This is a genomic window from Bartonella sp. M0192 (assembly GCF_016102305.1).
In the GTDB taxonomy this organism is placed as follows: domain Bacteria; phylum Pseudomonadota; class Alphaproteobacteria; order Rhizobiales; family Rhizobiaceae; genus Bartonella; species Bartonella apihabitans.
The window spans coordinates 80,404-104,881 of record NZ_JACFOU010000001.1 but is presented as its reverse complement, the minus strand read 5'-3'; the positions used below and the strand labels follow the sequence as shown (position 1 = coordinate 104,881).

23 protein-coding genes and 1 pseudogene are annotated in these 24,478 nt (G+C 45.4%); 13 read left to right on the top strand and 11 right to left on the bottom strand.

The window, feature by feature from the left end; genetic code table 11:
* Nucleotides 1–61 precede the first annotated feature (61 nt).
* Nucleotides 62–973, top strand: a complete 912-nt coding sequence (locus H3S82_RS00505; protein WP_077973049.1) for an RNA polymerase factor sigma-32 — start codon at nucleotides 62–64, stop codon at nucleotides 971–973.
* Nucleotides 974–1,051: 78 nt separating this feature from the next.
* A complete protein-coding gene (locus H3S82_RS00500) occupies nucleotides 1,052–2,020 on the top strand; it encodes a cation diffusion facilitator family transporter (protein ID WP_246785215.1) in 969 nt (322 codons plus the stop codon).
* A gap of 48 nt (nucleotides 2,021–2,068) precedes the next feature.
* On the opposite strand, the gene H3S82_RS00495 is transcribed toward H3S82_RS00500, so the two are convergent.
* Nucleotides 2,069–3,499: a M48 family metalloprotease gene (locus tag H3S82_RS00495; RefSeq protein ID WP_370541265.1), complete on the bottom strand. Its 1,431-nt coding sequence runs from the start codon at nucleotides 3,497–3,499 to the stop codon at nucleotides 2,069–2,071.
* A 334-nt stretch (nucleotides 3,500–3,833) separates the two neighbouring features.
* On the opposite strand from H3S82_RS00495, the gene H3S82_RS00490 reads away from it, so the two are divergent.
* The 4 genes and pseudogenes from H3S82_RS00490 to H3S82_RS11350 all read left to right on the top strand — a co-directional run bounded on the left by H3S82_RS00490 (nucleotide 3,834) and on the right by H3S82_RS11350 (nucleotide 6,832).
* A complete protein-coding gene (locus H3S82_RS00490) occupies nucleotides 3,834–4,463 on the top strand; it encodes a thiamine diphosphokinase (RefSeq protein WP_198232863.1) in 630 nt (209 codons plus the stop codon).
* A 156-nt stretch (nucleotides 4,464–4,619) separates the two neighbouring features.
* The gene (locus H3S82_RS00485) at nucleotides 4,620–4,913 is read left to right on the top strand and encodes a glycine zipper 2TM domain-containing protein (protein WP_075869339.1); all 294 of its coding nucleotides are present in this window, start codon (nucleotides 4,620–4,622) and stop codon (nucleotides 4,911–4,913) included.
* A 113-nt stretch (nucleotides 4,914–5,026) separates the two neighbouring features.
* A pseudogene (locus tag H3S82_RS00480) lies at nucleotides 5,027–6,512 on the top strand (ABC-F family ATP-binding cassette domain-containing protein); the annotation flags it as partial.
* Nucleotides 6,491–6,832, top strand: coding sequence for a hypothetical protein (locus tag H3S82_RS11350; protein WP_370541264.1), 342 nt, complete (start codon nucleotides 6,491–6,493; stop codon nucleotides 6,830–6,832). The pseudogene H3S82_RS00480 and the gene H3S82_RS11350, both read left to right, overlap by 22 nt.
* A gap of 180 nt (nucleotides 6,833–7,012) precedes the next feature.
* Here H3S82_RS11350 and H3S82_RS00475 read toward each other — a convergent pair whose 3' ends face one another.
* Nucleotides 7,013–7,270 (bottom strand): DUF2312 domain-containing protein, encoded by a 258-nt coding sequence (locus tag H3S82_RS00475; protein WP_075869337.1) that lies wholly within the window; start codon nucleotides 7,268–7,270, stop codon nucleotides 7,013–7,015.
* 148 nt (nucleotides 7,271–7,418) lie between these two features.
* Nucleotides 7,419–8,213: an N-formylglutamate amidohydrolase gene (locus tag H3S82_RS00470; RefSeq protein ID WP_077973040.1), complete on the bottom strand. Its 795-nt coding sequence runs from the start codon at nucleotides 8,211–8,213 to the stop codon at nucleotides 7,419–7,421.
* Between the two features lie 133 nt (nucleotides 8,214–8,346).
* On the opposite strand from H3S82_RS00470, the gene H3S82_RS00465 reads away from it, so the two are divergent.
* Nucleotides 8,347–8,814 carry a DUF1036 domain-containing protein gene (locus H3S82_RS00465; RefSeq protein ID WP_077973657.1) on the top strand — a complete coding sequence of 156 codons (468 nt, stop codon included), beginning with the start codon at nucleotides 8,347–8,349 and terminating at the stop codon, nucleotides 8,812–8,814.
* Nucleotides 8,811–10,247 carry a pyruvate kinase gene (gene pyk / locus H3S82_RS00460; RefSeq protein ID WP_198232861.1) on the top strand — a complete coding sequence of 479 codons (1,437 nt, stop codon included), beginning with the start codon at nucleotides 8,811–8,813 and terminating at the stop codon, nucleotides 10,245–10,247. The genes H3S82_RS00465 and pyk overlap by 4 nt, the downstream gene beginning before the upstream one ends.
* Before the next feature lie 516 nt (nucleotides 10,248–10,763).
* On the opposite strand, the gene H3S82_RS00455 is transcribed toward pyk, so the two are convergent.
* Together H3S82_RS00455 and H3S82_RS00450 are read right to left on the bottom strand one after the other, a co-directional pair.
* Nucleotides 10,764–11,126, bottom strand: coding sequence for a cell division protein ZapA (locus H3S82_RS00455; RefSeq protein ID WP_078040149.1), 363 nt, complete (start codon nucleotides 11,124–11,126; stop codon nucleotides 10,764–10,766).
* 12 nt (nucleotides 11,127–11,138) lie between these two features.
* A complete protein-coding gene (locus H3S82_RS00450) occupies nucleotides 11,139–11,414 on the bottom strand; it encodes a DUF4164 domain-containing protein (RefSeq protein WP_077973037.1) in 276 nt (91 codons plus the stop codon).
* A gap of 224 nt (nucleotides 11,415–11,638) precedes the next feature.
* Here H3S82_RS00450 and tkt point away from each other — a divergent pair, with 224 nt between their 5' ends.
* The 5 genes from tkt (at nucleotide 11,639) to H3S82_RS00425 (ending at nucleotide 18,570) form a co-directional block, all read left to right on the top strand.
* Entirely contained in the window at nucleotides 11,639–13,618 is a 1,980-nt protein-coding gene (gene tkt, locus H3S82_RS00445; RefSeq protein WP_077973036.1) for a transketolase, read from the top strand.
* A 33-nt stretch (nucleotides 13,619–13,651) separates the two neighbouring features.
* Nucleotides 13,652–14,659, top strand: a complete 1,008-nt coding sequence (gap, locus tag H3S82_RS00440) for a type I glyceraldehyde-3-phosphate dehydrogenase (protein WP_077973035.1) — start codon at nucleotides 13,652–13,654, stop codon at nucleotides 14,657–14,659.
* Nucleotides 14,660–14,802: 143 nt separating this feature from the next.
* Entirely contained in the window at nucleotides 14,803–15,993 is a 1,191-nt protein-coding gene (pgk, locus tag H3S82_RS00435) for a phosphoglycerate kinase (protein WP_198233482.1), read from the top strand.
* Between the two features lie 133 nt (nucleotides 15,994–16,126).
* The gene (locus H3S82_RS00430; RefSeq protein ID WP_198233481.1) at nucleotides 16,127–17,155 is read left to right on the top strand and encodes a class I fructose-bisphosphate aldolase; all 1,029 of its coding nucleotides are present in this window, start codon (nucleotides 16,127–16,129) and stop codon (nucleotides 17,153–17,155) included.
* Between the two features lie 287 nt (nucleotides 17,156–17,442).
* Nucleotides 17,443–18,570 (top strand): porin, encoded by a 1,128-nt coding sequence (locus H3S82_RS00425; protein WP_370541177.1) that lies wholly within the window; start codon nucleotides 17,443–17,445, stop codon nucleotides 18,568–18,570.
* Nucleotides 18,571–20,027: 1,457 nt separating this feature from the next.
* On the opposite strand, the gene H3S82_RS00420 is transcribed toward H3S82_RS00425, so the two are convergent.
* From H3S82_RS00420 to H3S82_RS00395, 6 genes are all read right to left on the bottom strand, one after another.
* Nucleotides 20,028–20,768 carry a transporter substrate-binding domain-containing protein gene (locus tag H3S82_RS00420; RefSeq protein WP_198233480.1) on the bottom strand — a complete coding sequence of 247 codons (741 nt, stop codon included), beginning with the start codon at nucleotides 20,766–20,768 and terminating at the stop codon, nucleotides 20,028–20,030.
* A gap of 202 nt (nucleotides 20,769–20,970) precedes the next feature.
* The gene (ybgC, locus tag H3S82_RS00415) at nucleotides 20,971–21,426 is read right to left on the bottom strand and encodes a tol-pal system-associated acyl-CoA thioesterase (RefSeq protein ID WP_198233479.1); all 456 of its coding nucleotides are present in this window, start codon (nucleotides 21,424–21,426) and stop codon (nucleotides 20,971–20,973) included.
* The gene (gene ruvB / locus H3S82_RS00410; RefSeq protein WP_198233478.1) at nucleotides 21,419–22,462 is read right to left on the bottom strand and encodes a Holliday junction branch migration DNA helicase RuvB; all 1,044 of its coding nucleotides are present in this window, start codon (nucleotides 22,460–22,462) and stop codon (nucleotides 21,419–21,421) included. The genes ybgC and ruvB overlap by 8 nt, the downstream gene beginning before the upstream one ends.
* Before the next feature lie 9 nt (nucleotides 22,463–22,471).
* Nucleotides 22,472–23,086 (bottom strand): Holliday junction branch migration protein RuvA, encoded by a 615-nt coding sequence (ruvA, locus tag H3S82_RS00405; RefSeq protein ID WP_198233477.1) that lies wholly within the window; start codon nucleotides 23,084–23,086, stop codon nucleotides 22,472–22,474.
* Nucleotides 23,083–23,592 (bottom strand): crossover junction endodeoxyribonuclease RuvC, encoded by a 510-nt coding sequence (ruvC, locus tag H3S82_RS00400; protein WP_198237075.1) that lies wholly within the window; start codon nucleotides 23,590–23,592, stop codon nucleotides 23,083–23,085. Before ruvC ends, ruvA begins: the two co-directional genes overlap by 4 nt.
* Nucleotides 23,593–23,667: 75 nt before the next feature.
* Nucleotides 23,668–24,156 (bottom strand): DUF1465 family protein, encoded by a 489-nt coding sequence (locus H3S82_RS00395; protein ID WP_198233525.1) that lies wholly within the window; start codon nucleotides 24,154–24,156, stop codon nucleotides 23,668–23,670.
* Nucleotides 24,157–24,478: the final 322 nt, after the last annotated feature.

Here is a 24,478-nt window from a genome sequence, read left to right as displayed (position 1 = left end):
GCCTGAAAGGAAAATAGCTTTTTATTTTCCTGCTAACACTTTTCCTACCGAGGGGGCAATCATGTCCAACATCTCCACGTCAACGCAAGTTACGACAAATTTCAATTCGGGTACCGACAATATGCTTGGTCGGAACATGATGCGTTCGGCTATGAAAGCTCCCTACCTCGAACGAGAAGATGAACACATGCTCGCATTGCGTTGGAGGGATGATCAGGACAGCGTTGCCATGCATAAGATTGCCGTTTCCCATATGAGATTGGTCATTTCAATAGCGGGCAAGTTCAAACATTTCAAATTACCTTTGGGAGATATGGTTCAGGAGGGCTATGTCGGGCTTCTTGAAGCAGCCGCACGTTTTGATCCCGAGCGCGAAGTGCGCTTTTCCACCTATGCAACATGGTGGATAAGAGCCTCCATTCAGGACTACATTTTGCGTAACTGGTCGATTGTTCGCGGTGGTACAAGTTCGGCCCAAAAGGCACTGTTTTTCAATTTACGACGTTTGCGTACCAAGCTTGCAAATGAAGATAGAACCATGACAAAACAGGATATCTATCGCAATATATCGGAAAAGCTCGGCGTTTCCGTTTCCGATGTCGAAACAATGGATTTCCGGTTTTCGACAACCGACAATTCGTTAAGTGCTCCAATGATCGGGGATGATGAAAATTCGGGCAGCAAAATGGATTCGCTCGTTGATAATCACCCGTTGCAAGACGAACTTGTCGAGGACGAAATTGATGGACAACGTCGCTCGAAATGGCTTCATGATGCACTGCAGATTTTGAATGAAAGAGAACTTCAAATTATCCGTTATCGACGTTTGAATGATGAAGGCGCAACTCTTGAAGCCTTGGGTGAAGAAATGGGCATTTCCAAGGAACGTGTCCGTCAGATCGAAGCAAGGGCATTGGAAAAATTGCGTAATTGCCTTCTTTCTGTTAACACTGTCGATGCTTATCAGGTTTAATTGCCAAAAGAACGCGTTTCGTCATCTCAAGGCGATCCTGCTAAAAGGGTAAATACCTGACAGGATCACAGGGTAGAATTGGCCAGGAGAACCGGTTTGTCACCGTTCGACAAAAACGCGCATATTGAACAAAAATTACTCGCATATTCTATTCTAGCAACGATAGTTCTGGCAATTGCAGCGATCATCACGGGCATTCTTTCGGGTGCCTCCTCTATCATTTTCGACGGGATGTATTCGTCGATTGATTGTCTGTTCAGTATTGCTGCGCTTCTCGTTGTCCGGCTCATCGAGATTGACGTAAACCGGCGCAGCCGCAAAGCACCCAAATTTGTCGAGCGCTTTCAATATGGTTTTTGGCATCTCGAACCAATGCTGCTTGCAATTAACGGCTTATCTTTAATGATTGCCATTATTTATGCTTTGTTTGAAGCCGTTGGTAAAATTTTGAATGGCGGAAAACTTCCGCATTTCGATGCCGCTATCGGGTTTTCGATCTTTGCAGTCATCCTTTGCTTTGCAATGGCGTTTTACGAACAATATTTCAATCGTCGGATAAAGTCGGCTTTCATAACAATTGATGTAAAGAGCTGGATTGTATCGGGTGGCATAGGCTTGGCTCTTCTATGTGCTTTTACCTTTGCCAATCTGATAGAAGGTACGGGCTACGAATGGATTTTACCCTATATTGATCCGGTTATTCTGGCGCTCATTGCGCTTATCATGTTACCAATGCCGGTTAGAACCGTTTTACGCGCCATGCGCGATATTTTGATGATCACGCCGGTTGATCTTGATGAACACGTCAATAATGTTGTCGATGCCATTGTAGAAAAATACGGTTTTGTCGGTTCCCAGAATTATCTCGCCAAGGTAGGGCGGTCGACAATGATCGAGATTCATCTCATCTTGCCACATCATTATAAAATTGCCGAAGTTGAAGAGCTCGATAAAATCCGTACCGAAATCGGCGAAAAGATAGGTCATGCGGGGCCGGATCGGTGGCTGACAGTGTCTTTTACGTCAAGTCCGCAATGGGCTTATTAAGAGAACAGAGCTTATCAAGATACGGATTTTTCGCGACCTCGTCGAAATCTATTCGGAAATAATTTTGATTCGGTCACCCGCTGATAAATTGACTGTTGCCGGTAATGCGTTGATGATGCGCAGCAGTTTTTCTTTGGCATTGGTCCCCTGCATGCGAGCCGCAACGGATGCAACAGTTTCTCCGCCTTTAATTGTCAGGACATGGATACGCAACGGTTTAAGGGCAGAAACCTCGCGAGACGAAAGCGCTTTAAAGGAAGATGTTGTGGCATTCGCCACCGAATTGAGCGCGGACGAATTTTTCGGAGCAGCCGTCAAGAACCGGAAGACATGATCCTTGACAAAGATCACAACGACATCGAATTGCCAGCGATCATTGGCAGCATGGGCACGTGCCGCTTCTAAACCATTAATAGTAATGGCCTGTATAGTAGATGGATCAAGACCGCTTACCCAACCACTTTTGATATAATCGACCGGCGAGGAGCCGCTCGGGAGTGCAACACCGTCGAAACGCACAGCAATGTCGTTATTTCCGCTGGCAATGACGGCGGCGGAAGAATTATCTATTGTAAATCCTTCAGGCACCGTGAAAGTAATACCCAATTTGGGATGGATAAACTGGTTTCCGCGAATATAACCTTCATCAGCGGTATCGCCAAAAATCATTCCGTCAATGCCGTTCAGGAAATCCTCCCGGTCGGTTTTGCCAACGCCGGGTGCTCCTACTTTGCGGGCCTGATCGGTTGCAAGCTGGATACGTTGGGGCGTTGACGGGTGACTTGCCAGAAAGTCGAGTGTTGCATCGGTTGCACCGGAAACATTCCGATAGGCAGCATAGGCTTCCATGGCTTGGAGGAAACGTGGCGAAGCAAACGGATCATAGCCGGCTTGGCCCAACATTTTTATGCCGATTGCATCCGCCTGCAATTCCTGATTGCGCGAAAATTGTGCAAGCCGCAATTTTCCGCGAATGGCTGTTTCACGTTCGGCCGAATGGTCTTCCAGAACTTCACTGACGACCTGATTTGTAAGCTCCACTTCGGCTTCTTTTTGCTGGCGTAAAATACCATGATTGGCGGTGACGTGTGCCATTTCATGGGCAAGAACGGCTGCTACTTCCGAAGAATCATTGGCAAGTGCAAGAAGACCGCGTGTGACATAGACATAGCCACCGGGAAGCGCAAAAGCATTGACATTGGGAGAATTCAAAATAGTAATCCGGTAGGTCTGGTCAGGTTTGTCCGAAACTGCAGTGAGCTTACCGACGATTTTTGCAACCATCCGTTCGAGTTTCGGGTCGCTATATTCACCGCCATAAGTTTGTAAGATTCGCGGATGTTGCGAGGCCCCCAATTGTGCAAGAGAATCCCCCTTGCTTACTTTGTCGACTGTAACCGGTGTGCCTGAAGGCATAAGACCGCCATCCGGTTTGTTATAATCAACAAGCTGGCAGGCTGATAATCCCGATAAACCCAAACCGATAAAAATGGCAAAGCCAATTTTCTTTGGCGCAAGCGTAAAAATGCGTGGCAATAAATGCGACTTCATTTTTCCCAATCGTTTGTGTTTATTCATCTTGGCAGGCACTTTCCCTAGTTCACAGGGAGAACAATGATTTCCACTATGTCGAAAAAGTTGAAAATAACATGCTTTTTGGAAATTTCATCTATATTACAACAAGTAGAATTGAATTGTTATGACATATGGAGGACGATCAGACAATTTAAATAGAGGGCGAACTGATAACTGGCATAGAAAATTTGAAAAAAGAAAAATCGGGAAAACTGACAAAACAAAAATGGGCGTTTGAGTGAAAAGCTTTACTGTTCTTCTTGATGGCGATCTTTATGTGACCGAACGGCTTATGAAGCAGATCGGACATGGCCATATTATCGTTGCTGACGGGGCAATCCGTTATGTCGAAATGCTTCATGTGAAACCGGAATTGTGGGTAGGAGATTTCGATTCGACGAAAGCCGACTTGAAAGAACGCTATAAAGATATCGAGAAGAAGTCTTTTCCCGTGGCAAAGGATAAGACCGATGGAGAGCTCGCTATCGATTTTGCTTTGGAACGAGGAGCCGAACACATTATTTTGTGTGGTGCTCTTGGTGGCAAACGTTCCGACCACGCTTTTTTCCACTTCGCCCATGCATTGGCGATGAAAGAAAACGGCATTGATGTTCTTCTAACGAGTGGCAAGGAGGAAGGATATGCTCTTCTTCCGGGAGCTTATTCATTCGATTTGCCCGCCGGCACAATTTTTAGCCTTATCGGCTTTGATGACCTCGATGGTCTCACAATCGAGGGCGCCAGATGGCCGCTTTTGAAAAAAAATGTGCCCTTTGGTTCATCATTGACCCTTTCCAATGAAGTAAAAGGCCAATTAAACGTGACCCTGTCGGAGGGCAGAGCAATCTTGTTGGCAACATTGGTTTGAAGAGCATAAATTTTGCGGATAGCTCTTTAGAAAATATTCGTTTTATCCATATGTTATATCAAGATAAGGATGAATCCAGTGCTTTGGCCTTATCTTGGTTTTGCCTTATTATTAAGACACAGTGTCGAAAAGATTAAAAAGAGAAAGAGTGAGGACATGTTTAAACGTATTTCTGTAATTGCCATGGTTTCAGCTTTGGGACTTGCAACTGTTGCCTGTTCGCCGAATGAACAGCGTACTGCCGGATATGGCGTTGGTGGTGCGGCTTTGGGCGCACTCGCAGGCGGTGCTATCAAGGGGAATGGCAAGGGTGCTTTGAGAGGCGCTGCTATCGGTGCTGCGGCAGGTACGCTTGTTGGTGTTGCAACAAAGCGTAATGGCGTTCAGTATTGTAACTACCGCGATGCTTATGGGCAAATGTATCAGGCACCTTGCAACCAATACCAATAAGGTTTTAAAGACCTGAAAAATGAAGGGGTCGGTTCTGCTGGCCCTTTTTTATTTTATGTGTTTAAAAAATATATTTTGCTATTAATCGGAAAAAATAACCAAACGGAATCATAATGGCGCCTCCTCTTTTACGTCTCGACCACATTTCACTCACCTTTGGCGGTACACCATTGCTGACCGATGCTGCTTTATCGGTTTCAAGCGGTGATCGTATTGCGCTTGTCGGGCGTAACGGTTCGGGTAAGTCGACACTTCTTAAAATTGCTGCCGGTCTTGTCGAGCCGACGGATGGCGAGGTTTTCCGACATCCCTCGGCAACAATCCGCTATTTGCCGCAATCACCCGATCTTGACGGCTTTGAAAATGTGCGTGCCTATGTCGAAGCGGGACTGGGGCCTTTGGATGATGTCCACCGTGTCAGCTATATGCTTGATCATCTGGGCTTGAGCGGTGAAGAAAAACCCGACCAGCTTTCGGGCGGCGAGGCGCGCCGCGCCGCATTGGCGCGTGTTATTGCACCGGCTCCCGATATTCTGCTTCTGGATGAACCGACCAACCATCTTGATCTTACCACAATCGAATGGCTCGAAGGGGAACTTAAAACAATAAGGTCAAGCATTGTCCTGATTTCGCATGACCGGCGTTTTCTGGAAAACGTCTCGCAATCGACAATCTGGCTTGATCGGGGGCAAACAAAGCGCCTTGGCAAGGGATTTGCTTTTTTCGAGGAATGGCGTGACAAGCTTCTTGAAGAGGAAGAAATCGAGCAACAAAAACTCGGCCGTCAGATTGTGCGTGAAGAGCATTGGCTGCGCTATGGTGTTACAGCGCGGCGCAAACGCAATGTGCGCCGTCTCGACGAATTGCAGAAATTGCGGCAGAAATACAAGAGCTATCGCGGGCCGCAGGGCAATGCTGTCATGGAGTTGAGCGATTCACAGGAATCCGGAAAACTGGTGATCGAAGCCAAAAATATCAGCAAAGCTTACGGCGAACAGGTTCTTGTCGATCGTTTTTCAACACGTATCCACCGCGGTGACAGGGTGGGACTGGTGGGTCCCAATGGCATTGGCAAGACGACGTTGTTATCCATGCTGTGCGGGGTTTTGACACCCGATAGCGGAACAGTAAAACTCGGCGTCAATCTTGAAATTGCAACGCTTGATCAAAAACGCTCGCTTGATGAAAATGAAACGCTTGCCCATTATTTGACCGACGGGCGCGGGGATAGCGTTATCGTCAATGGCGAGCAACGACATGTTGTCTCCTATATGAAGGACTTTCTGTTTTCGCCTGAACAGGCGAGGACCCCAATCAAAGAATTGTCGGGCGGCGAAAGAGCGCGGTTGATGTTGGCCCGCGTCTTATCGCGTCCTGCAAATCTGTTGATACTCGACGAACCTACAAATGATCTTGATATGGAAACGCTTGATCTTTTGCAGGAACTTGTCAGCAATTTTCCGGGAACTGTTTTGCTTGTCAGCCACGATCGCGATTTTCTTGATCGCACAGTTACCAGTATCATCGCTCCTGAAGGCAATGGGCGCTGGCTCGAATATGCCGGTGGCTATAGCGATATGATCGCGCAACGAAAAGGTCGGGAAATCGAACAGAAAAATGTTGCGAAATCATCTGCGCCACAAACATCGGCTCCAGCCGAAAGGGCAAAACGGGAAACCAAACAGAAGCTATCCTATAAACAGAAATATGCTTTGGAAAAATTGCCTTCGGAAATTGATGCGCTTCATGACGAGATTGCAAAGATGGAAAAAGAGTTTTCCGATCCCGACCTTTATACAAAAAATGCCAAAAGATTCGAGGAACTTTCGCACCTTCTCGAACAAAAGAGAAAAGACCTTGAAGCGAAAGAAAACGAGTGGCTCGAGCTTGAAATGCTGAAAGAAGAACTCGAAAAATAGCTTCATTTTTTGAAAACTATAGGATGTCCTTCAACGCGAATTTTTTGGCATTGAACAAATGCTGAACCGGTAAAGGTGGATGGCATGGTCACACCCCCGCATAATCACCGGTCATTTGTCAGAGATAACAAAAAGCCTTCCGGAGACGGAAGGCTTTCGATTTTTCAAAAATTTTAAAAATCAGCTCATTCCAAGTGCATCTTTATAGAGCTGGATCATAGCTTCTTCTTCCTGACGCTCATGATCTTCTTTTTTACGCAAACGTATAATTGTGCGTACGGCCTTGCTGTCAAAACCACTTCCTTTGAGCTCGGCATAAACTTCTTTTATGTCGTCGGAAATTGTTTTCTTTTCTTCTTCAAGGCGTTCGATACGCTCGATAAAAGAACGCAACTGGCCAACGGCCACTGCTTGTTTTTCGTCTGTCACTTCACTCATGGAAATGGCCTCCAGATAAATCGTGTTCAAACGAGTCGTTAAGTCGATCGTTTAGTTTCCTGTTGATGTCCGAGTCCTGCCCTCGGAGTCAAGATGGCGGGTTTAATTTTTACCCCCAATATTTTAGCCAAGGGCCAAGTTCTAAAAGTTACCGGTCGGCACGAGATGGAAAAATCTGTTTCATGTGAATCATCGGCATCCCGTTTATTTTATGAAATATCGGTTGAAGATAATCTGCCCATTTTAACACACCCGCTTCGTCCGCTATCAAATCCTGTCGGACTTCAATGAGGATGTGGGCAATACCCTTTTTTGTACAATGGCGATACATTGTATCGCCTTTCAAGGCGCCGTCATAGGGTTCGTTATCGCCAACTTTAAGCCCGGCAATTTGGTTCAAACCGGTAAACAGCGGGTCGAAAGCACGTCTGTCATTGTCCCATAAAAGACCGATATGCCAAGGACGGGCTTTACCATGCCAGACGGGTGTAAAAGAATGTACTGAAATGACAAATGGACTTTTACCACTTGCCTCCTCGACACCGGTGATCAACCGCCCGACAGCAAGGTCGTATGGTTTATAATAGTTTTCGATTCTGCGTTGTCTTTCGGTTTCGCTCATCGGATAATTATCGGGAATCACAGAACCGTCAGACAATTGCATAATCAATGTCGGATCATCTTCTCCACGGTTGGGGTCGATCAAAAGTCTCGAGAAATGGCTGACCACCGCAGGTGCATCAAGCCGTTTTGCAAGCTCTCTTGTGAGCATTTCAGCACCTATATCATAGGCGATGTGACGGAAAAGCTCGGAAGATTGAAGTCCGAGCGAGCCATATTCATCAGGCAAAGCGTTGCTTGCATGGTCACAGATGAGGACGAGCCCCGCTTCCATATTGCCGGGAATTTCTTCAAAGGAATAGAAATTTTCTTTCTGTTTCATTTTTTTATCATCACTTTATAATATGGCTGTTTTGAAAATCTCTGACATTGACAAATTTTACGAAACTACACAAAACACAAATGAAGTGCAAAAGAATAGCGGTCAGGACCAAATAAAACCGAAGGTGCCAGAAATGTTGTTGAAAAAGACCAGGATTATTCTCTTCGGTATGGCGATCATGCTCGCTCTTTCATGTGCGGCTCGTGCGGATTTCCGTGTCTGCAACACAACTCAGGAAGCCATCGGCGTTTCCATTGGCTACCGTGCAAAAGCCGGATGGATGTCCGAAGGTTGGTGGGTTGTCGGTCCAACACGTTGCAAGACGATTATTGACGGGCCTTTATCCTCGCGTTTTTATTATCTTCATGCGGAAGATGCTAAAAATCACGGGCGTTGGGATGGTCCCATCAATATGTGCGTGAAAGATTCCGAATTTACCATTAATGGTGTCAATGACTGCTTTGCACGAGGCTTTCAGAAAGCCGGTTTTCAAGAAATCGATACGGGTACGCAGACAAGCTGGATGGTTCAGCTTACCGAACCTGTATCCAATAATCCGGCGTTGAATACGCCGCTTGTTACAGGAGCTCCCACAAAATGAAACGTAACCGTAAAGTAAAGATTGTTGCTACGCTCGGACCTGCATCGTCCGACGAAAAAATGATCGAAAAGCTTTTTTTAGCGGGGGTTGACGTTTTTCGCATCAATATGAGTCATGCCGATCATGACACAATGCGCTCTTTGGTTAAAATCATACGTCATATCGAGAAAAAACAAGGGCGCCCGATCGGTATACTTGCCGATTTGCAGGGACCGAAATTACGTGTGGGAGAATTTGCAAAAGGCAAGGTTGATCTTGTTGCCGGGCAGACTTTCACACTCGACAATAAAGATATTCCGGGGGACAATACTCGTGTTTACTTGCCTCACAAGGAAATTTTCGATGCGGTCAAACCGGGCGAACGTTTGTTGATTGATGACGGTAAACTCGAGCTTCTGGCCCAGAAATGCACACATACCGCTATTGAATGCAAGGTCGTCGCCGGAACGCACATTTCCGATCGCAAGGGCGTGAGCCTGCCGGACACGCTGCTTGGTGTCGGAGCAATGACGGAAAAAGACCACAAAGATCTTCTTGCTGTTCTTGAACAGCCGATCGACTGGATTGCGCTTTCCTTTATCCAGCGCCCTGAAGATATTGCCGAAGCCCGTAAAATTGCCAAAGGCAAAGTGGCTATTCTTTCAAAAATCGAAAAGCCGCAGGCCGTTCGCAGAATTCACGAGATTGTCGATTTATCCGACGCTGTTATGGTGGCGCGCGGTGATCTTGGCGTTGAAATGCCGTTGGAAACAGTGCCCGGTATCCAGATGGATATTATCAAACTCTGTCGGCGCGCTGGTAAGCCGGTTGTGGTTGCAACCCAGATGCTTGAATCGATGATCACCTCACCGGTTCCAACCCGTGCTGAAGTCTCGGACGTTGCAACAGCCGTTTATGAAGGGGCTGATGCTATCATGCTGTCGGCTGAATCGGCGGCCGGTGCCTATCCGGAAGAAGCCGTTCGCACAATGGATAAAATTGCCTGCAAGATCGAACGGGATTCCAATTATGAACCGATGATTGATGCGCAACATCCGGCTCCCGAACCGACAGGAGCCGATGCGATTTCGCTTGCTGCAAGGCAAATTGCCGAAACGCTCAACCTTTCGGCCATTGTCGCTTATACGGCTTCCGGTGCGACAGGTATTCGTGCATCCCGCGAGCGGCCAATGCCATCCATCATTGCTCTTTCACCGATTACCGAAACAGCGCGGCGCCTTGCCCTTGTTTGGGGACTTCATTGTGTTGTCACAGAAGACGCGCACAATCTTGATGATATGGTTGAAAGAGCTGCTGCCATTGCACTTCGGGAAGGCTATAGCGTTCCAGGTGACAGAATTATTGTAACCGCCGGTGTACCGCTTGGAACACCGGGTGCAACCAATATGTTGCGCATAGCCTATGTTGCCAAGGAAGATGGCAAACGCAGATAATCATCGGTAAATCCTGACATTCATCGGCAGAGCCTGATTCCTCCGGTTCTGCCGAAATCTATGTTCGCCGATGATTTTTCAGCGTCTCTTTCACCTCGCTTGTGAGGGGGCGAGTTTTCAGGCGGAAGAGTTCCTGATATTGAAAGAAAGCAGTTCAGATTTTCTTTGAACAGGATATCGGCTAAGCTTCGCGGAAAAGCCGTAAACTGAAGATCAGGTTTTATATAAAACTATTCCGGTAAAGGGAGCCAAAAAAGCTCCTGATAAAAACCATCCGCTGTAAGTGTCGTCCCAGACTATAGAAATGACTTACCAAGTGTTAAAAAACACATAAATTTGGGCCGTTAATTTATATGCCCATTATTTATGGGGCTTTTGAAACAAAGCGGAATTTTACTGTATTGATATTTTTATGAACGGTCTTTTATTTTCCGTTTATGGAAAAAATGATTTTCAATGGAGACAACAGGAAAGAAACGGGAAAGACACCAGGATATATCGGGTCAGTGTTTACTCTTACTGGTTTTTCACAAGCTCGCGGGCAAGAGCATCAATATGACTGGCCGCCCGATCAATTGCTTTGGCTGCGACTGTTTCGTAGCGTTCACAGGCATCGGTAAGCTGTGTATTTTCCTGCCGCAACATGTCGTTTTCCTGTTTTAGGCTATTTAACTGACGACGCGCTTCATCAAGCTCGTCCATAACCATGATGCCTGCCATAACAGAAAGGCGATGATCTCCGATCTCGCCGAAATTCGATTTCAAATGGCTGATGTATTGGTCAAGCTGATGGGCAAGACCGGCAAGATGGTCTTCTTCGCCTTCATCGCAAGCCATGCGGTAGGTTTTTCCATCAATCGTGACTGATACAGTTGCCATATTTATTGCCCTTTACCGGTCAACCACTGTTCGTATCGTTTCCATTGCGGTAATAAGACGGCGCGATACTTCCTTATTGGCTTGTTCAAGGCGTTCAGCGCGCGATTCAGATGTATCGAGTGCTTGCGCCAGACGGCTGCGATCTGCATTCATGCGCTGGATTTCTTCCTCGAGCTCACTGGTGTCATATGTATCTTTATTGTCATTGACAACGGCATTTTCAAGCGTCTTAAGAGCGTTTTCCAGACGATTGATCGCTTGATCGAGAATTGATGTATCTTGTGGCATCGAGTTCCAGATCCTTTGTGTAAAAGATAAATTCAAAAACGAATCATTCCGGCAAATTTTATCCGAGTTTTACTATTCTTAAATGTCTTCTCGGCTTGTGGCAAGAAATCCACCGTATCAAAGCTGGTGACAGTGGGATTTTATTGACTCACACGGTTTAAGTGATATTTGTCAAAAGAAGCATTAGACCGAATTTACTAGCGATCAAAGAGTAGCCAATTTTCATGAAAAATAATGACAAGCAGAACCAGATGGCCAATGCTATCCGTTTTCTTTCCATCGATGCAATCGAGAAAGCAAATTCGGGGCATCCTGGTCTTCCTATGGGTGCCGCCGACATTGCGACAGTGCTTTATACAAAATTTTTAGCCCACGATCCGAAAAAGCCGAATTGGCCTAATCGGGACCGTTTTGTTCTCTCGGCTGGACACGGTTCCATGTTGCTTTATTCAGTCATGTATCTTTCCGGATATGAAGACGTTACGATAGACGAGATAAAGAATTTCCGTCAGCTTGGCGCAAAAACTGCCGGTCATCCGGAATATCGTCATATCAATGGCATTGAAACGACAACCGGTCCGTTAGGTCAGGGCATAGCCAATGCCGTCGGTATGGCACTTGGCGAGCGCATCATGAATGCACGTTGGGGAGATCTCATCGATCATTATACTTATGTGCTTGCCGGCGATGGTTGCCTGATGGAAGGTATTTCGCAAGAAGCCATTGCTTTTGCCGGTCATATGAAACTCAACAAGCTTATTGTTTTCTGGGACAATAACCAGATATCGATTGATGGTGCGATTACGATTTCGGATAATACCGACCAATGTGCACGCTTTGAAGCTTGTCAGTGGAATACAATCAAGGTTGACGGGCACGATCAGGATGCAATCGCCAAAGCAATCGAAAAAGCCAAAACCTCCGACAAACCGACATTGATTTCGTGCCGGACAACAATCGGTTTCGGCTCTCCGCACAAAGCGGGAACCAATAAGGCTCATGGGTCGCCGCTCGGCAAGGAAGAAGTTGCCGAGACACGTAAATCGCTCGGCTGGGAAAGCGAGCCTTTCGTTATTCCCGCCGAGATTCTCGACAACTGGCGGCTTGCCGGTCTCAATGCTGCAAAAAAACGTCAGGAATGGGATAAAAAGCTTGAAGCTCTTGATCCACAAAAACGTGCCGAATTCGAACGTTTAATGCGTGGTGACCTGCCCGGCAATTTCGATAGCGTCATTAATGACTACAAAAAGAAACTTGCTGCTGACCAGCCGAAAGTTGCGACGCGTGTTGCCTCGCAGATGGCACTTGAAGTTATCAATGGGGCAGTTGACGAAACAATCGGTGGATCGGCCGATTTGACAGGCTCCAATAACACCAAAACAAGCCAGACCAATGATATTACACCGGAAGATTTTTCCGGTCGTTATATTCATTATGGTATTCGCGAACATGCCATGGCTGCGATTATGAACGGCTTGTCACTTTATGGTGGTATCATTCCCTATTCGGGAACTTTCTTGTGCTTTTCCGATTATGCCCGTCCGGCAATGCGGCTTTCATCATTGATGGGTATTCGTGTCATCTATGTGATGACACATGATTCCATCGGCCTTGGTGAAGATGGCCCCACCCATCAACCGGTTGAACATCTGGCAAGTTTGCGGGCAATTCCCAATCATCTTGTTTTCCGTCCGGCCGATGTGGTCGAGACCGCCGAATGTTGGCAATTGGCATTGAAATCAAAAACAACGCCTTCGACTTTGGCATTGACCCGTCAAGGTTTGCCCACTTTGCGCAAAAACTATGACGAAGACAATCTTTGTGCCTTGGGTGCTTATGAATTGATGACGGCGAGTGATGAAGCAAAAGTTACGATTTTTGCATCCGGTTCGGAAGTTGAAATAGCGGTGAAGGCACGCAACGAACTTGAAAACAAAGGAATTCCTACAAGAGTTGTGTCGGTCCCTTGTTTTGAACTTTTCGAGCACCAAGTAGAGTCCTATCAAACGGCTTTGATAGGTACAGCGCCTGTGAAAATTGCTATTGAAGCAGCAATTCGCCAAGGATGGGATCGTTTTATTGGTCGAGATGGTGTATTTATAGGAATGCATAGTTTTGGTGCGAGTGGTCCTATCGACGCACTTTACAAACATTTCGGGATAACCCCCGAAGCCGTCGTTGCAGCGGCGGAAGCAAAGCTTTAATATTCAAATATCTCAATTAAAGGGAGAGATAATATGGCAGTACGTGTAGCAATCAACGGATTTGGACGTATTGGACGCAATGTTGTGCGTGCAATCATTGAAAGCGGTCGCAAAGATATTGACATTGTTGCAGTTAACGATTTGGGGCCGGTTGAAACAAATGCCCATCTGTTGCGCTATGATTCGGTCCATGGACGTTTCCCTCATGAAGTAAAAGTATCGGGCGATACCATTGACGCTGGCCGCGGGCCGATCAAGGTTACGGCTGCACGTGATCCGGAACAATTGCCGTGGAAAGAACTCGGCATTGATATTGCTTTGGAATGCACCGGCATTTTTACCGCCCGTGAAAAAGCTGCTGCCCATCTTGATGCAGGAGCCAAGCGTGTTATCGTTTCCGCACCGTCAAAAGGCGCTGACCTGACGGTTGTCTATGGCGTTAATCATGACAAGCTCACAAAAGAGCACAAAGTCATTTCGAACGGATCCTGCACCACCAATTGCCTTGCTCCGGTTGCCCATGTCCTCAACAAAACTGTCGGCATTGAAAAAGGCTTCATGACAACCATTCACTCTTATACAGGCGATCAACCGACTTTGGATAAATTGCATAAAGATCTCTACCGTGCACGCGCTGCAGCTTTGTCGATGATTCCGACATCTACCGGTGCTGCCAAGGCTGTTGGTCTGGTTTTGCCGGAACTTGCAGGCAAGCTTGATGGTGTTGCTATTCGTGTTCCGACTCCGAATGTTTCGGTTGTCGACTTTACCTTTATTGCAAAGCGTTCGGTTACACCGGAAGAAATCAATGAAGAAATCCGTAAAGCTGCAAATGGTCCTTTGAAGGGTATCCTCGGCTATACCGATGAAAAACTCGTCAGCCACGATTTCAACCATGATCCACATTCTTCTATTTTCCATACCGAGCAAACACGCGTTATGGATGGAACATTCGTTCGTATTCTTTCCTGGTACGACAATGAATGGGGCTTCTCCAACCGTATGGCTGATGTTGCTGTCGCATTTGCAAAGACGATCTGACAATAATAATGGGGGCATCAGCCCCCATTTTCTTATTAAAAATGAAGGTCTTGTTGAGAGTTTGTCCCAAGACTTTCAATAAAACGGACTTGAATGGGCCACATTGAAATAAAAGCCCGTTCCTTGAAAATCTGGAGAAAAATATGGCTTTTCGCACCCTTGATGATGTTGATGTAAAATCGAAGCGCGTGCTTCTGCGCGTTGATCTCAATGTGCCAGTCGCTGACGGAAAAGTAACGGATGCCACTCGCATCGAGCGGGTTAAACCAACCATCACCGAACTGAGCAGAAAAGGTGCAAAAGTTATTTTGCTTGCCCATTTCGGGCGTCCGAAAGGCAAAGTTGTTGCCGAATTTTCATTAAAGCAAATTGTCCCGACGGTCGAAAAAGTTTTAGGGAAAACAGTTGCTTTTGCCGAGGACTGCATTGGCGAAAAAGCAAAAGCCGTTGTCGATGCCCTGAAAGACGGGGATATTGTTCTTTTGGAAAATACACGCTTCCACGAAGGCGAAGAAAAGAACGATCCGGCATTTGCCAAAGCATTGGCTGAAAATGGCGATATTTATGTGAATGATGCGTTTTCCGCCGCTCACCGTGCCCATGCTTCGACGGAAGGGCTTGCCCATGTTTTGCCAGCCTATGCCGGCCGCTCCATGCAGATGGAACTCGAGGCACTGGAAAAAGGGCTCGGTCATCCGGCTCATCCGGTGGTAGCCATCGTTGGTGGTGCCAAAGTTTCGACGAAGATTGATCTTTTGAACAATTTGATTGAAAAGGTCGATGCACTTATTATCGGCGGCGGCATGGCCAATACATTTCTGGCGGCCAGAGGTTTAAGTGTTGGAAAGTCATTATGCGAGCATGAACTCGGAGAGACTGCCCGTGCTATTTTGACCAAGGCAAAGACCGAAAATTGTTCAATTATTTTGCCGGTTGACGCTATTGTTGCCGAAAGTTTTGAAGCAAATTCGCCTAACCATCGTTATGGTATCGATTCAATTCCCGCCGATGGTATGATTCTCGATATCGGTGAAAATTCTGTCGAACGTATCAATGCGGCCATAGATGACGCTGCAACGCTGGTCTGGAACGGACCGCTTGGCGCTTTTGAATTGCATCCCTTTGATGCAGGTACAGTTGCTGTTGCCAAACGTGTTGCTGCCCGCACAAAACAGAAAAAGCTCACCTCCATTGCTGGTGGTGGTGATACGGTTTCGGCGCTTCATCATGCCGGTGTTGCTGCCGATTTTACCTATATTTCAACAGCGGGCGGAGCATTTCTCGAATGGATGGAAGGCAAACCGTTGCCTGGTATTGTCGCCTTGGAGAAATAAAATAATGAAGTGGGGAAAATTGTTTTTCAGATTTCCCCGCTTGCATATTGAAATGATTGGAACGGGGGTTTGTCCGTTTCACTTTGGATACAAATTGTTATTGTCTGGCTATTAAAAAAGAGGAGCCACCCCAATGAGTGAACGTCTTGAGGATATTGCAATTGCTATGACGGCAGGAGGAAAAGGTCTGCTTGCTGCTGATGAAAGCACAAGCACCATAAAAAAGCGGTTTGATACGATCCATCTTGAATCGACCGAAGAAAACCGTCGCGACTATCGTGAGATGTTGTTCACGACTAAAGAAGCTATGGAAAAATACATTTCCGGTGTCATTCTTTTTGATGAAACAATTCGTCAAAAAGCCTCGGATGGTCGCATGTTGACCGACATTATCAGACAGGCCGGTTCGATACCCGGTATCAAGGTCGACGAAGGGGCAAAGCCGCTCGCCGGTTTTCCGGATGAAACGATTACAGAAGGGCTTGATGGTTTACGGGGACGCTTGAAAGAATATTATGAACTTGGCGCTCGTTTTGCCAAATGGCGCGGTGTTATTGCTATTGATAGCAATAAATTGCCGACATGGGGTGCTGTAAGACAAAATGCTCAAGCCTTGGCACGTTATGCCGCACTTTGTCAGGAAGCACAGATTGTTCCGATCGTTGAACCGGAAATTCTCATGGATGGCAAACCCGGAAATCACTCGATTGATCGTTGCTATGAAGTAACCGAACATGTGTTGAGAACCGTTTTTGACGAGCTTTTTTCTGCCCGCGTCAAATTGGAAGGCATGGTTTTAAAGCCGAATATGGTTATTGACGGTAAAAATGCCCGCAAGGCTTCTGTCGAGGAAGTTGCTGAAAAAACCGTTCGTGTTTTGAAATCAACTGTTCCGGCAACCATTCCCGGTATCGCATTCCTTTCCGGTGGCCAGTCGGACGAAGAAGCAACAGCTCATCTTTCGGCAATCAACGCAATCGGCAACCTGCCGTGGAAGGTAACATTCTCTTACGGACGTGCTCTTCAAGCTGCTGCTATCGCGGCATGGGGCGGTAAAAAGCAGAATGTTGCAGCCGGACAAAAGGCTTTTGCTCACCGTGCAAAGATGAACTATCTTGCAGCACTTGGCAAATGGACCAAAAAGGACGAACAAGCCGCCTGATTTTTTGGATTGGAATTATAAAATTTTCAAAAAGCCCGAAGCACCTGTTTCGGGCTTTTATTATAAAAGTGTATCATATTTGTTACATATTATCTCTTAAAAACAACTTAGAAATAAAAAGGCCATTAAAAACTTGAATAAATTCTTCAAGTTTGTATAGATACTCAGAGCTTATATGTGCTCGTTTCAATTTGCATGGACATGACGGGCGAGGGAATTCAGATGTCCATGTCAAGCAGTTCACACCTAAAGCTGTCGAGATGATCGATCAGTAACTTTTCGGGGCAATGATGAAAAAATTATTTCAGGCATTCATGGTAACTTCCGCGGTTATCGCAATCCAAACAACAGCGGCAAAGGCAGCCGATGTCGCCTTGCCGGAAGCCGAGCCGGTCGAATATGTTCGCGTCTGTGACGCTTATGGCGAGGGATATTTCTATATTCCCGGTACCGATACATGTATGAAGGTGGGCGGTTTTATTTATGCACAAGCAAAAGGTGGCGATGATGTTTACGCCCGTTCGCGTGACGAACGTAATATGAAAACCTGGCGCGATGAAGTCCGTGCCCATTTGCTCGTTGCTACAGCTTCCGAAACCGAACTCGGAACCTTGAAAACACATATCGAGTTACGTTCCGATTTTGATGATGGAACGGATTCCTCTTCGTCCCAATTGCGTTTCGGTTATATCGAACTCGGTGGTTTGCATATCGGTGTTGATGAATCGGCGTTGAATACATTTTTCGATTACTATGGCGACTTCATTAATGATGATGTTGTCCTGGGCGGTGCCTATCGGACCAATATGATCCAGTACCAATACGCATTCAGCAATGGTTTGACGGCATTGGTTTCAATCGAACAAGGCGGTAACGAAGATACCGACTTCAACGGAACGATAGAAGATTATACTCCCGATGTTGTTGCCGGTTTGAAATTCGATCAAGGTTGGGGATCGATTACCGGTGCCGGTGCTTATGACGCTGTCAATGAAGCCTGGATTGGCAAGGCAAAAGTCAATCTGAAAATTACCGATGCATTCAATGTCTGGGTCATGGGGGCTTATAAAGACCTCAAAGACAAATATTATGAAGATATTGATGACGAGGACACTCTCATCCGTGATGGTCGTCGCGGTATCCGTGCTGTCGACAGTTTCTACGGTACATGGGGTGGAAAATGGGTTGGCTGGCTCGGCGCCTCTTATAAATTCACACCGAAAACAACAGGTAACTTGCAGTTGACTTATGAAGGCGTAGGCAACACCTACACGGCTGTCAATGTTGCTTATGAAATGCTTCCCGGTCTTACTGTTATGCCGGAAGTCAACTATCGTAAATGGAACGATGTCCATTCCGATTTGTATGATCAGGATGCTATAGGCGGTGCCATTCGTATCCAACGCGATTTCTAAGATATTTGGCGTAACTCATTAAAAGCCCCTTTTGGGGCTTTTTTATTGGGTATCTTTCGCTCCATTCATTCGGAACCAAACTTCCGGACTGGCTAAATTCCGCAAATTGCGAGGGGGAGGAGAGAAAAGTCAATTTTTGTCGTGATAATCAAACCATGAATAAATATGACTGACCCTTTCACTCGAACCGGGTCAGGTCGAATATTTTTATTTTCGCGGAAATAATACGGATGATGGCAGTTAAAGATCGGAAAGATAGTTTATGATGGTTGAACGTGAATAATACAGCATCATTTGTTCAAAACAACGTTGCTCTTTGAATTTTTGATGGTTCAGTTTTTGAATTTTGAATTCAAAACATATGGCTATCCGGAATTTCAATCACTACCTGACGTTTTATGACACATCCTGTTAGTAAAAATACAATTAAAAAATTTATAAAATGATTTATATTCAATAAAGAACTCAAATAATTTCGTTTTTAGAAAATAAATTATGAATAATATTTTTATGAAGGGAAAAATTAATTTAAATTGATATTAAAATTTTTTAATAGGAAAATTTAATTCTTTTTAATGGATAATATTTTGAATTTTACTTATTAAAATCAATAAAATATTGTAGAATTCGGATGTTATTGATAAGAAATCATTCTTTGCAAGTTCTGTTTTGCTGCGATCAACGCAAACTCATATCCAAAATCAGCCGGTCCTTTATATCCATGCTGCCCAACGGATTTTCTACTAAATATGTCTCTTCTGCCGCACTATAATGCTAAGTAAAATGTTTTGTAACGAAGCTTTTAGTCGCGGAGGAACAAATTTCATAGAACCTTGCCCGTTGCGTTCAAAGATGTACCCGTTGCGTTCGAAGATTTGAAAGAACGTTGTCTTTCCATGGGCATTAACCCTATATCTACTTGTAGCGGGGCTTTCAAATAACCCTTCATTGTCGTCAATATAAAAAACATAGAATATCGACTCTCGCGGGGCCGCTCCAATATAGGCGCATAAACTTTTAAAGAATTGGTTGTCCTAATTGCGATTGTGCAGAGTAAATTTACGAATGTTGAAGCGTTATAAAAAAGACAATAAGAAAGCCAAAAATATTACAGATTCCGGATTCCGAAATACGACTAAGGATATACAATCAATTTTTCTTTTTATAGTTTTATGAAAGAGGATTGTCTTGAAACAAAGACAAGACCTTAAATCTTATGATGTTGATAAGGGAAATATCAATCATAAATGTACAAACATTCATGAACCAAGTGAAATGAGAGAACCCACCCATCGGAGAGTGGTCATCGAATATAGTTCAATATTTTTCAACCTTGCCCGATTATTGGAGAAAGCGCACTCTCGAACTCCGGCAATTTCGCCTATCCAGCAGCGGTAAAAGGAAAAGCAAAAGCAATTTCAAAAACTGTGCTGAATTTCTAAAACAAAATCGAAACTTTAGCTTGGGTTGACACCAAACCATCTCTTGTAGATTGCTGCATATGTTCCATTATCTTGCAGACGTTTGAGTGCAACATTGTAGCGACCAAGCAACTGGCTACCTTGCGGGAAGGCTGCACCATAGGTCTGTTGCTCCAATACGCTTCCCACGACTTTTACCTTGTCCTTCCCTTCGTTTGCTGCATAATGCATAACAACCGGAGCATCAAACAACACAGCATCTACTCCGCCATTGACGAGGTCGTTAAAAGCCGCATCGATTTCCGGGAAGAGGCGACGCTGGGTATTCGGTAAATGTTCAATTGCATAAGGAAAAGCACTTGTGCCGTTTTTTATGCCAACTGTTTTGCCTTTGAGATCATCAACGGATTTTATAGTGCTGTCACTGCGAACCAGTAATACAAGCCCACCTTCATAATAGGGTTTGGAAAAATCGACCACATTGGAACGTGTGCGGGTAATAATCAGACCGGCCATAGCAACATCAATCTGGCCAATATGCACATCCGAAATAACCGTCGAAAAGTCCATCGGTGTCGTTGTATATTTAATACCCATCTCTTTTGCGATGGCATCCCACAATTCTATGTCAAAGCCGACGAGCTTGCCATTTTCCATATAACTGAAAGGAATATTGGAATTATCAGTCGCAAATTTCACTTCTTGTGCATTCGCAATATGCACAAAACCTAAAGCCACCACCATAATGATGGCTCTACAAATAAATTTAAAAATCATAAACCACCCCCTCATTAACGAACTTGAGAACACGTCCGATAATCGAATCCTTTCTTTATAGCCAAACCTCCGCTACAGATATGGCTATTCCAAAACCAATAACCAACAAAAATTCTCTTAAAGAAAAACATTAACATGCACTTTTATTCACAAATAGTAAAAATTTTATCATTCCTCCCCTAAATTCGATAAATCAGGCTATTTATTTTTGTGGCAGCGCATTTTCCCAGCTCGTGATGAATTGATCGGGCAACCTTCTAGGCCGGCCTTCGGAATTGACCAAAGCCAGTTGAACATCTGCCGAGACAAGTAACAAGTCGTTGCAAATAATTTCCTGAGCCATGACAATTCGTGCGCCTGTCACTTTTGTTATCTTCGTACGTATATCAAGTATATCGTCAAACCGGGCAGATTTATGGTAATTGACGGATATTTTATGGACAACCCAACCTAATTTTTCGTTTTCTTCCGCGTCGTGCGGTTGTTGGTGTTGAGCCCGGCTCAATCTTATAAATTCCGATCTCCCGCGTTCAAAAAATTCGAGATAACGGGCATGGTAGACGACACCGGTAAAATCGGTATCAGCATAATAAACACGGGCGAAAAGATGGTGTACATTACCAATAAATTCGCCGCAAAAAGGAACATTTTCAATCATCAGATTCGCCAAACATATTAAATTGGGCCTGATCAACCGCTTTCGGTGGATTTAACCCCATATGGGTCCAGGCTTTTGCAGTCATCACCCGACCTCTGGGGGTTCTCTGTATAAACCCCTGTTGGATGAGATAAGGCTCTATAATATCTTCTATCGCATCACGCGGTTCTGATAAACCGGCTGCAATCGTCTCGATCCCTACAGGTCCACCGCCGAAATTTTCGGCAATCATACCAAGATAGCGTCGATCAAGCTGGTCAAGACCAAGTTGGTCGACTTCCAAACGCAATAATGCCTCGTTAGCAATATCGCGATTAATTGTTGTAGCCCCGGAAACGTAAGCAAAATCTCTGACCCGGCGCAAAAGTCGGCCGGCAATACGCGGTGTACCGCGCGCACGACGCGCAATTTCCCGCGCCCCGTCTTCGGCAATAGGCATATCTAGAATATGGGCATTGCGTTTGACGATATGCTCGAGCTCGTCAACGGTATAAAAATTCAGTCTTATCGGAATACCGAAACGATCACGCAAGGGTGTGGTCAGCAAGCCAAGTCTTGTTGTTGCTGCAACAAGGGTAAATTTTGAAAGATCAATTTTGACAGAACGTGCAGCAGGACCTTCGCCAATAATCAGGTCAAGCTGGAAATCTTCCATAGCCGGATAGAGGATTTCTTCAACCGCCGGACTTAAACGATGAATTTCATCAATGAAAAGAACATCCCGCTCCTCAAGATTTGTCAAAAGCGCCGCAAGATCACCCGCTTTGGCGATGACAGGTCCGGAAGTCGAATGGAAATTGACACCGAGCTCTTTTGCCAGAATTTGCGCAAGAGTTGTTTTGCCGAGTCCGGGAGGACCGACAAACAAAACGTGATCCAAAGCTTCATTACGATTTTTTGCCGCTTCGATGAAAACTTTCAGATTTGCTCTTTGGGCTTCCTGACCGACAAAATCATCAAGACATTGGGGACGCAGAGAAACGTCACCATCTTCATCACGTTTATTGGCAGAGATCAGGCGTTCATTATTTTCCATGCCGACATTTTACCTTGAAATTTCTTTTAGACCAAGCCGTATCAGCTTTGCCGAATCTGCGTCATTGCCCGCTTCACGCAATGCACTGGCAATAGCATTGGCGGCCTGATCGCGCGAATAACCCAAATTTTCCAAAGCCGAAACGGCGTCCGATATTGCTTGCGATGTGGCTCCTTCGCCGAGGTCCTGTTTCAGGGCCAAATTTTTATCATTACCGGCAAATTCGGGAACTTTGTTTTTCAGTTCTGTTACAATACGTTCGGCTACTTTTTTACCAATTCCGGGTGCGCGGCACACCATCGCAATATCTTTCAAGGCAATTGCATTGCCAATTTCGGAAGGTGACAATGTACCGACCAGTGCCAGAGCCACTTTTGCGCCGACACCCTGCACGGTCTGCAACAGCGCGAACCATTGTTTTTCAGCCTTTGTGGTAAAGCCGAAAAGCTTTATAGCGTCTTCTCGCACTTGCGTTTCAATGAAGAGCGTTACAGCTTCACCAATGCCCGGCAGGCTTCCCAGAACACGTGGGCTTGCAAAGACAATATAGCCAACGCCATGAACATCGACGATCAGGTGATCAACATTGATTTCGTCAATAATGCCTTTCAATTTTCCTATCATACCAAAGCTCTCAAACGGTTTTCCAGACTATTGCGGTTATGGGCGTGACAAATAGCAATGGCCAAAGCATCAGCCGCATCGCTTGAATCAAAACTGGCCCGTGGCATCAAAACTTTCACCATCATATGAATTTGTTGTTTTTCACCATGTCCGACGCCAATGACAGCTTTTTTGATGGAGTTAGGTGCATATTCGGCAACCGGCAAACCGGCTTGTGCCGGTGCCAATAATGCGATGCCGCGCGCTTGTCCGAGCTTCAATGTGGCTGTTGCGTCCTTATTGACAAAAGTTTGCTCGACAGCTGCTTCCTCCGGCATAAAAGAATGGATGATCTCCGAAAGGCCGTCATAAAGTGTAGACAGCCTTGAAGCCAAACTTAATTTATCATCCGAACGTATTGTACCGGATGTAACAAATTTCAGATTATTTCCCAGAACGTCTATGACGCCATACCCAGTACGCCTTAAACCGGGATCGATACCTATAATACGAATCGCTTCAGCCATAATCCGGAGCATAAAGCTTTTATGCTCCGTTTTGTAGCAGATTGTGAACAAAAGGGAAACAAAATGAACAGCAAGTTAATTATGCTGAAAGGCTGCTTTGATCATATCGATCTGTTTGTTGACAGGGTTTAAGGCACTCTCATCATGGTTCAAGGCGCTTTCAACATCGCGATCCATATGACGGACGCGTTCTTCTATCCGCAACGAAAGTTCGACAAGATGTTTGAATTCTTCGGGCAGCTCTTTCCAATTCGGATTTTCGTCGATCAATGAAGGAGTGTTGAGACAGACTTTTGCTTTTTCCTGCGCAATTTGTTCTTTCGTCATTTCTTTTTCGCGTGCGGCACGAAATAACAATAGCCATGAAGCGACTTGCATAAGCCTTGTGCTCATACGCATAGCTTCGGCTGCGTAAAGTGAAGAAGCTTCTCCCGAAAGGTTTCGTGAAGCAATTTTTCCATCGCCATCAATATAGGCGGCGGTTTTTTCGATCAGTGACATTCCTTCGTCATAAAGACGCGAAAATGCATTGTCGAATGCACCATGTTCAAACATGACAATCATATTGTCGTTATGAAAACCTTGCGGATGCAACCGTTTTACTCCAACTCTTTTTCCCGATTCCAACAATTCCAAAGACAGAAATCTTTTCGGTAATTGTTCCATCAAGATTTTGCAGAAACAAAAACTGCACTTTTTTGGATCTTTTCGCAATGAAATCCTTAATGCAAGGTTAACGGCTTAAAAGCGATGAGTCTATAGTGCCTTGATATCGGTTTGGCCGGACAATTTTTTGGTTTAACCGGCTTTTGTTTCAACCGGACTTTTGTCATTGCAGTTTTTCTATTGATCAAGAGACTTGAGAATCGTTTCTGCAACGAGCTTC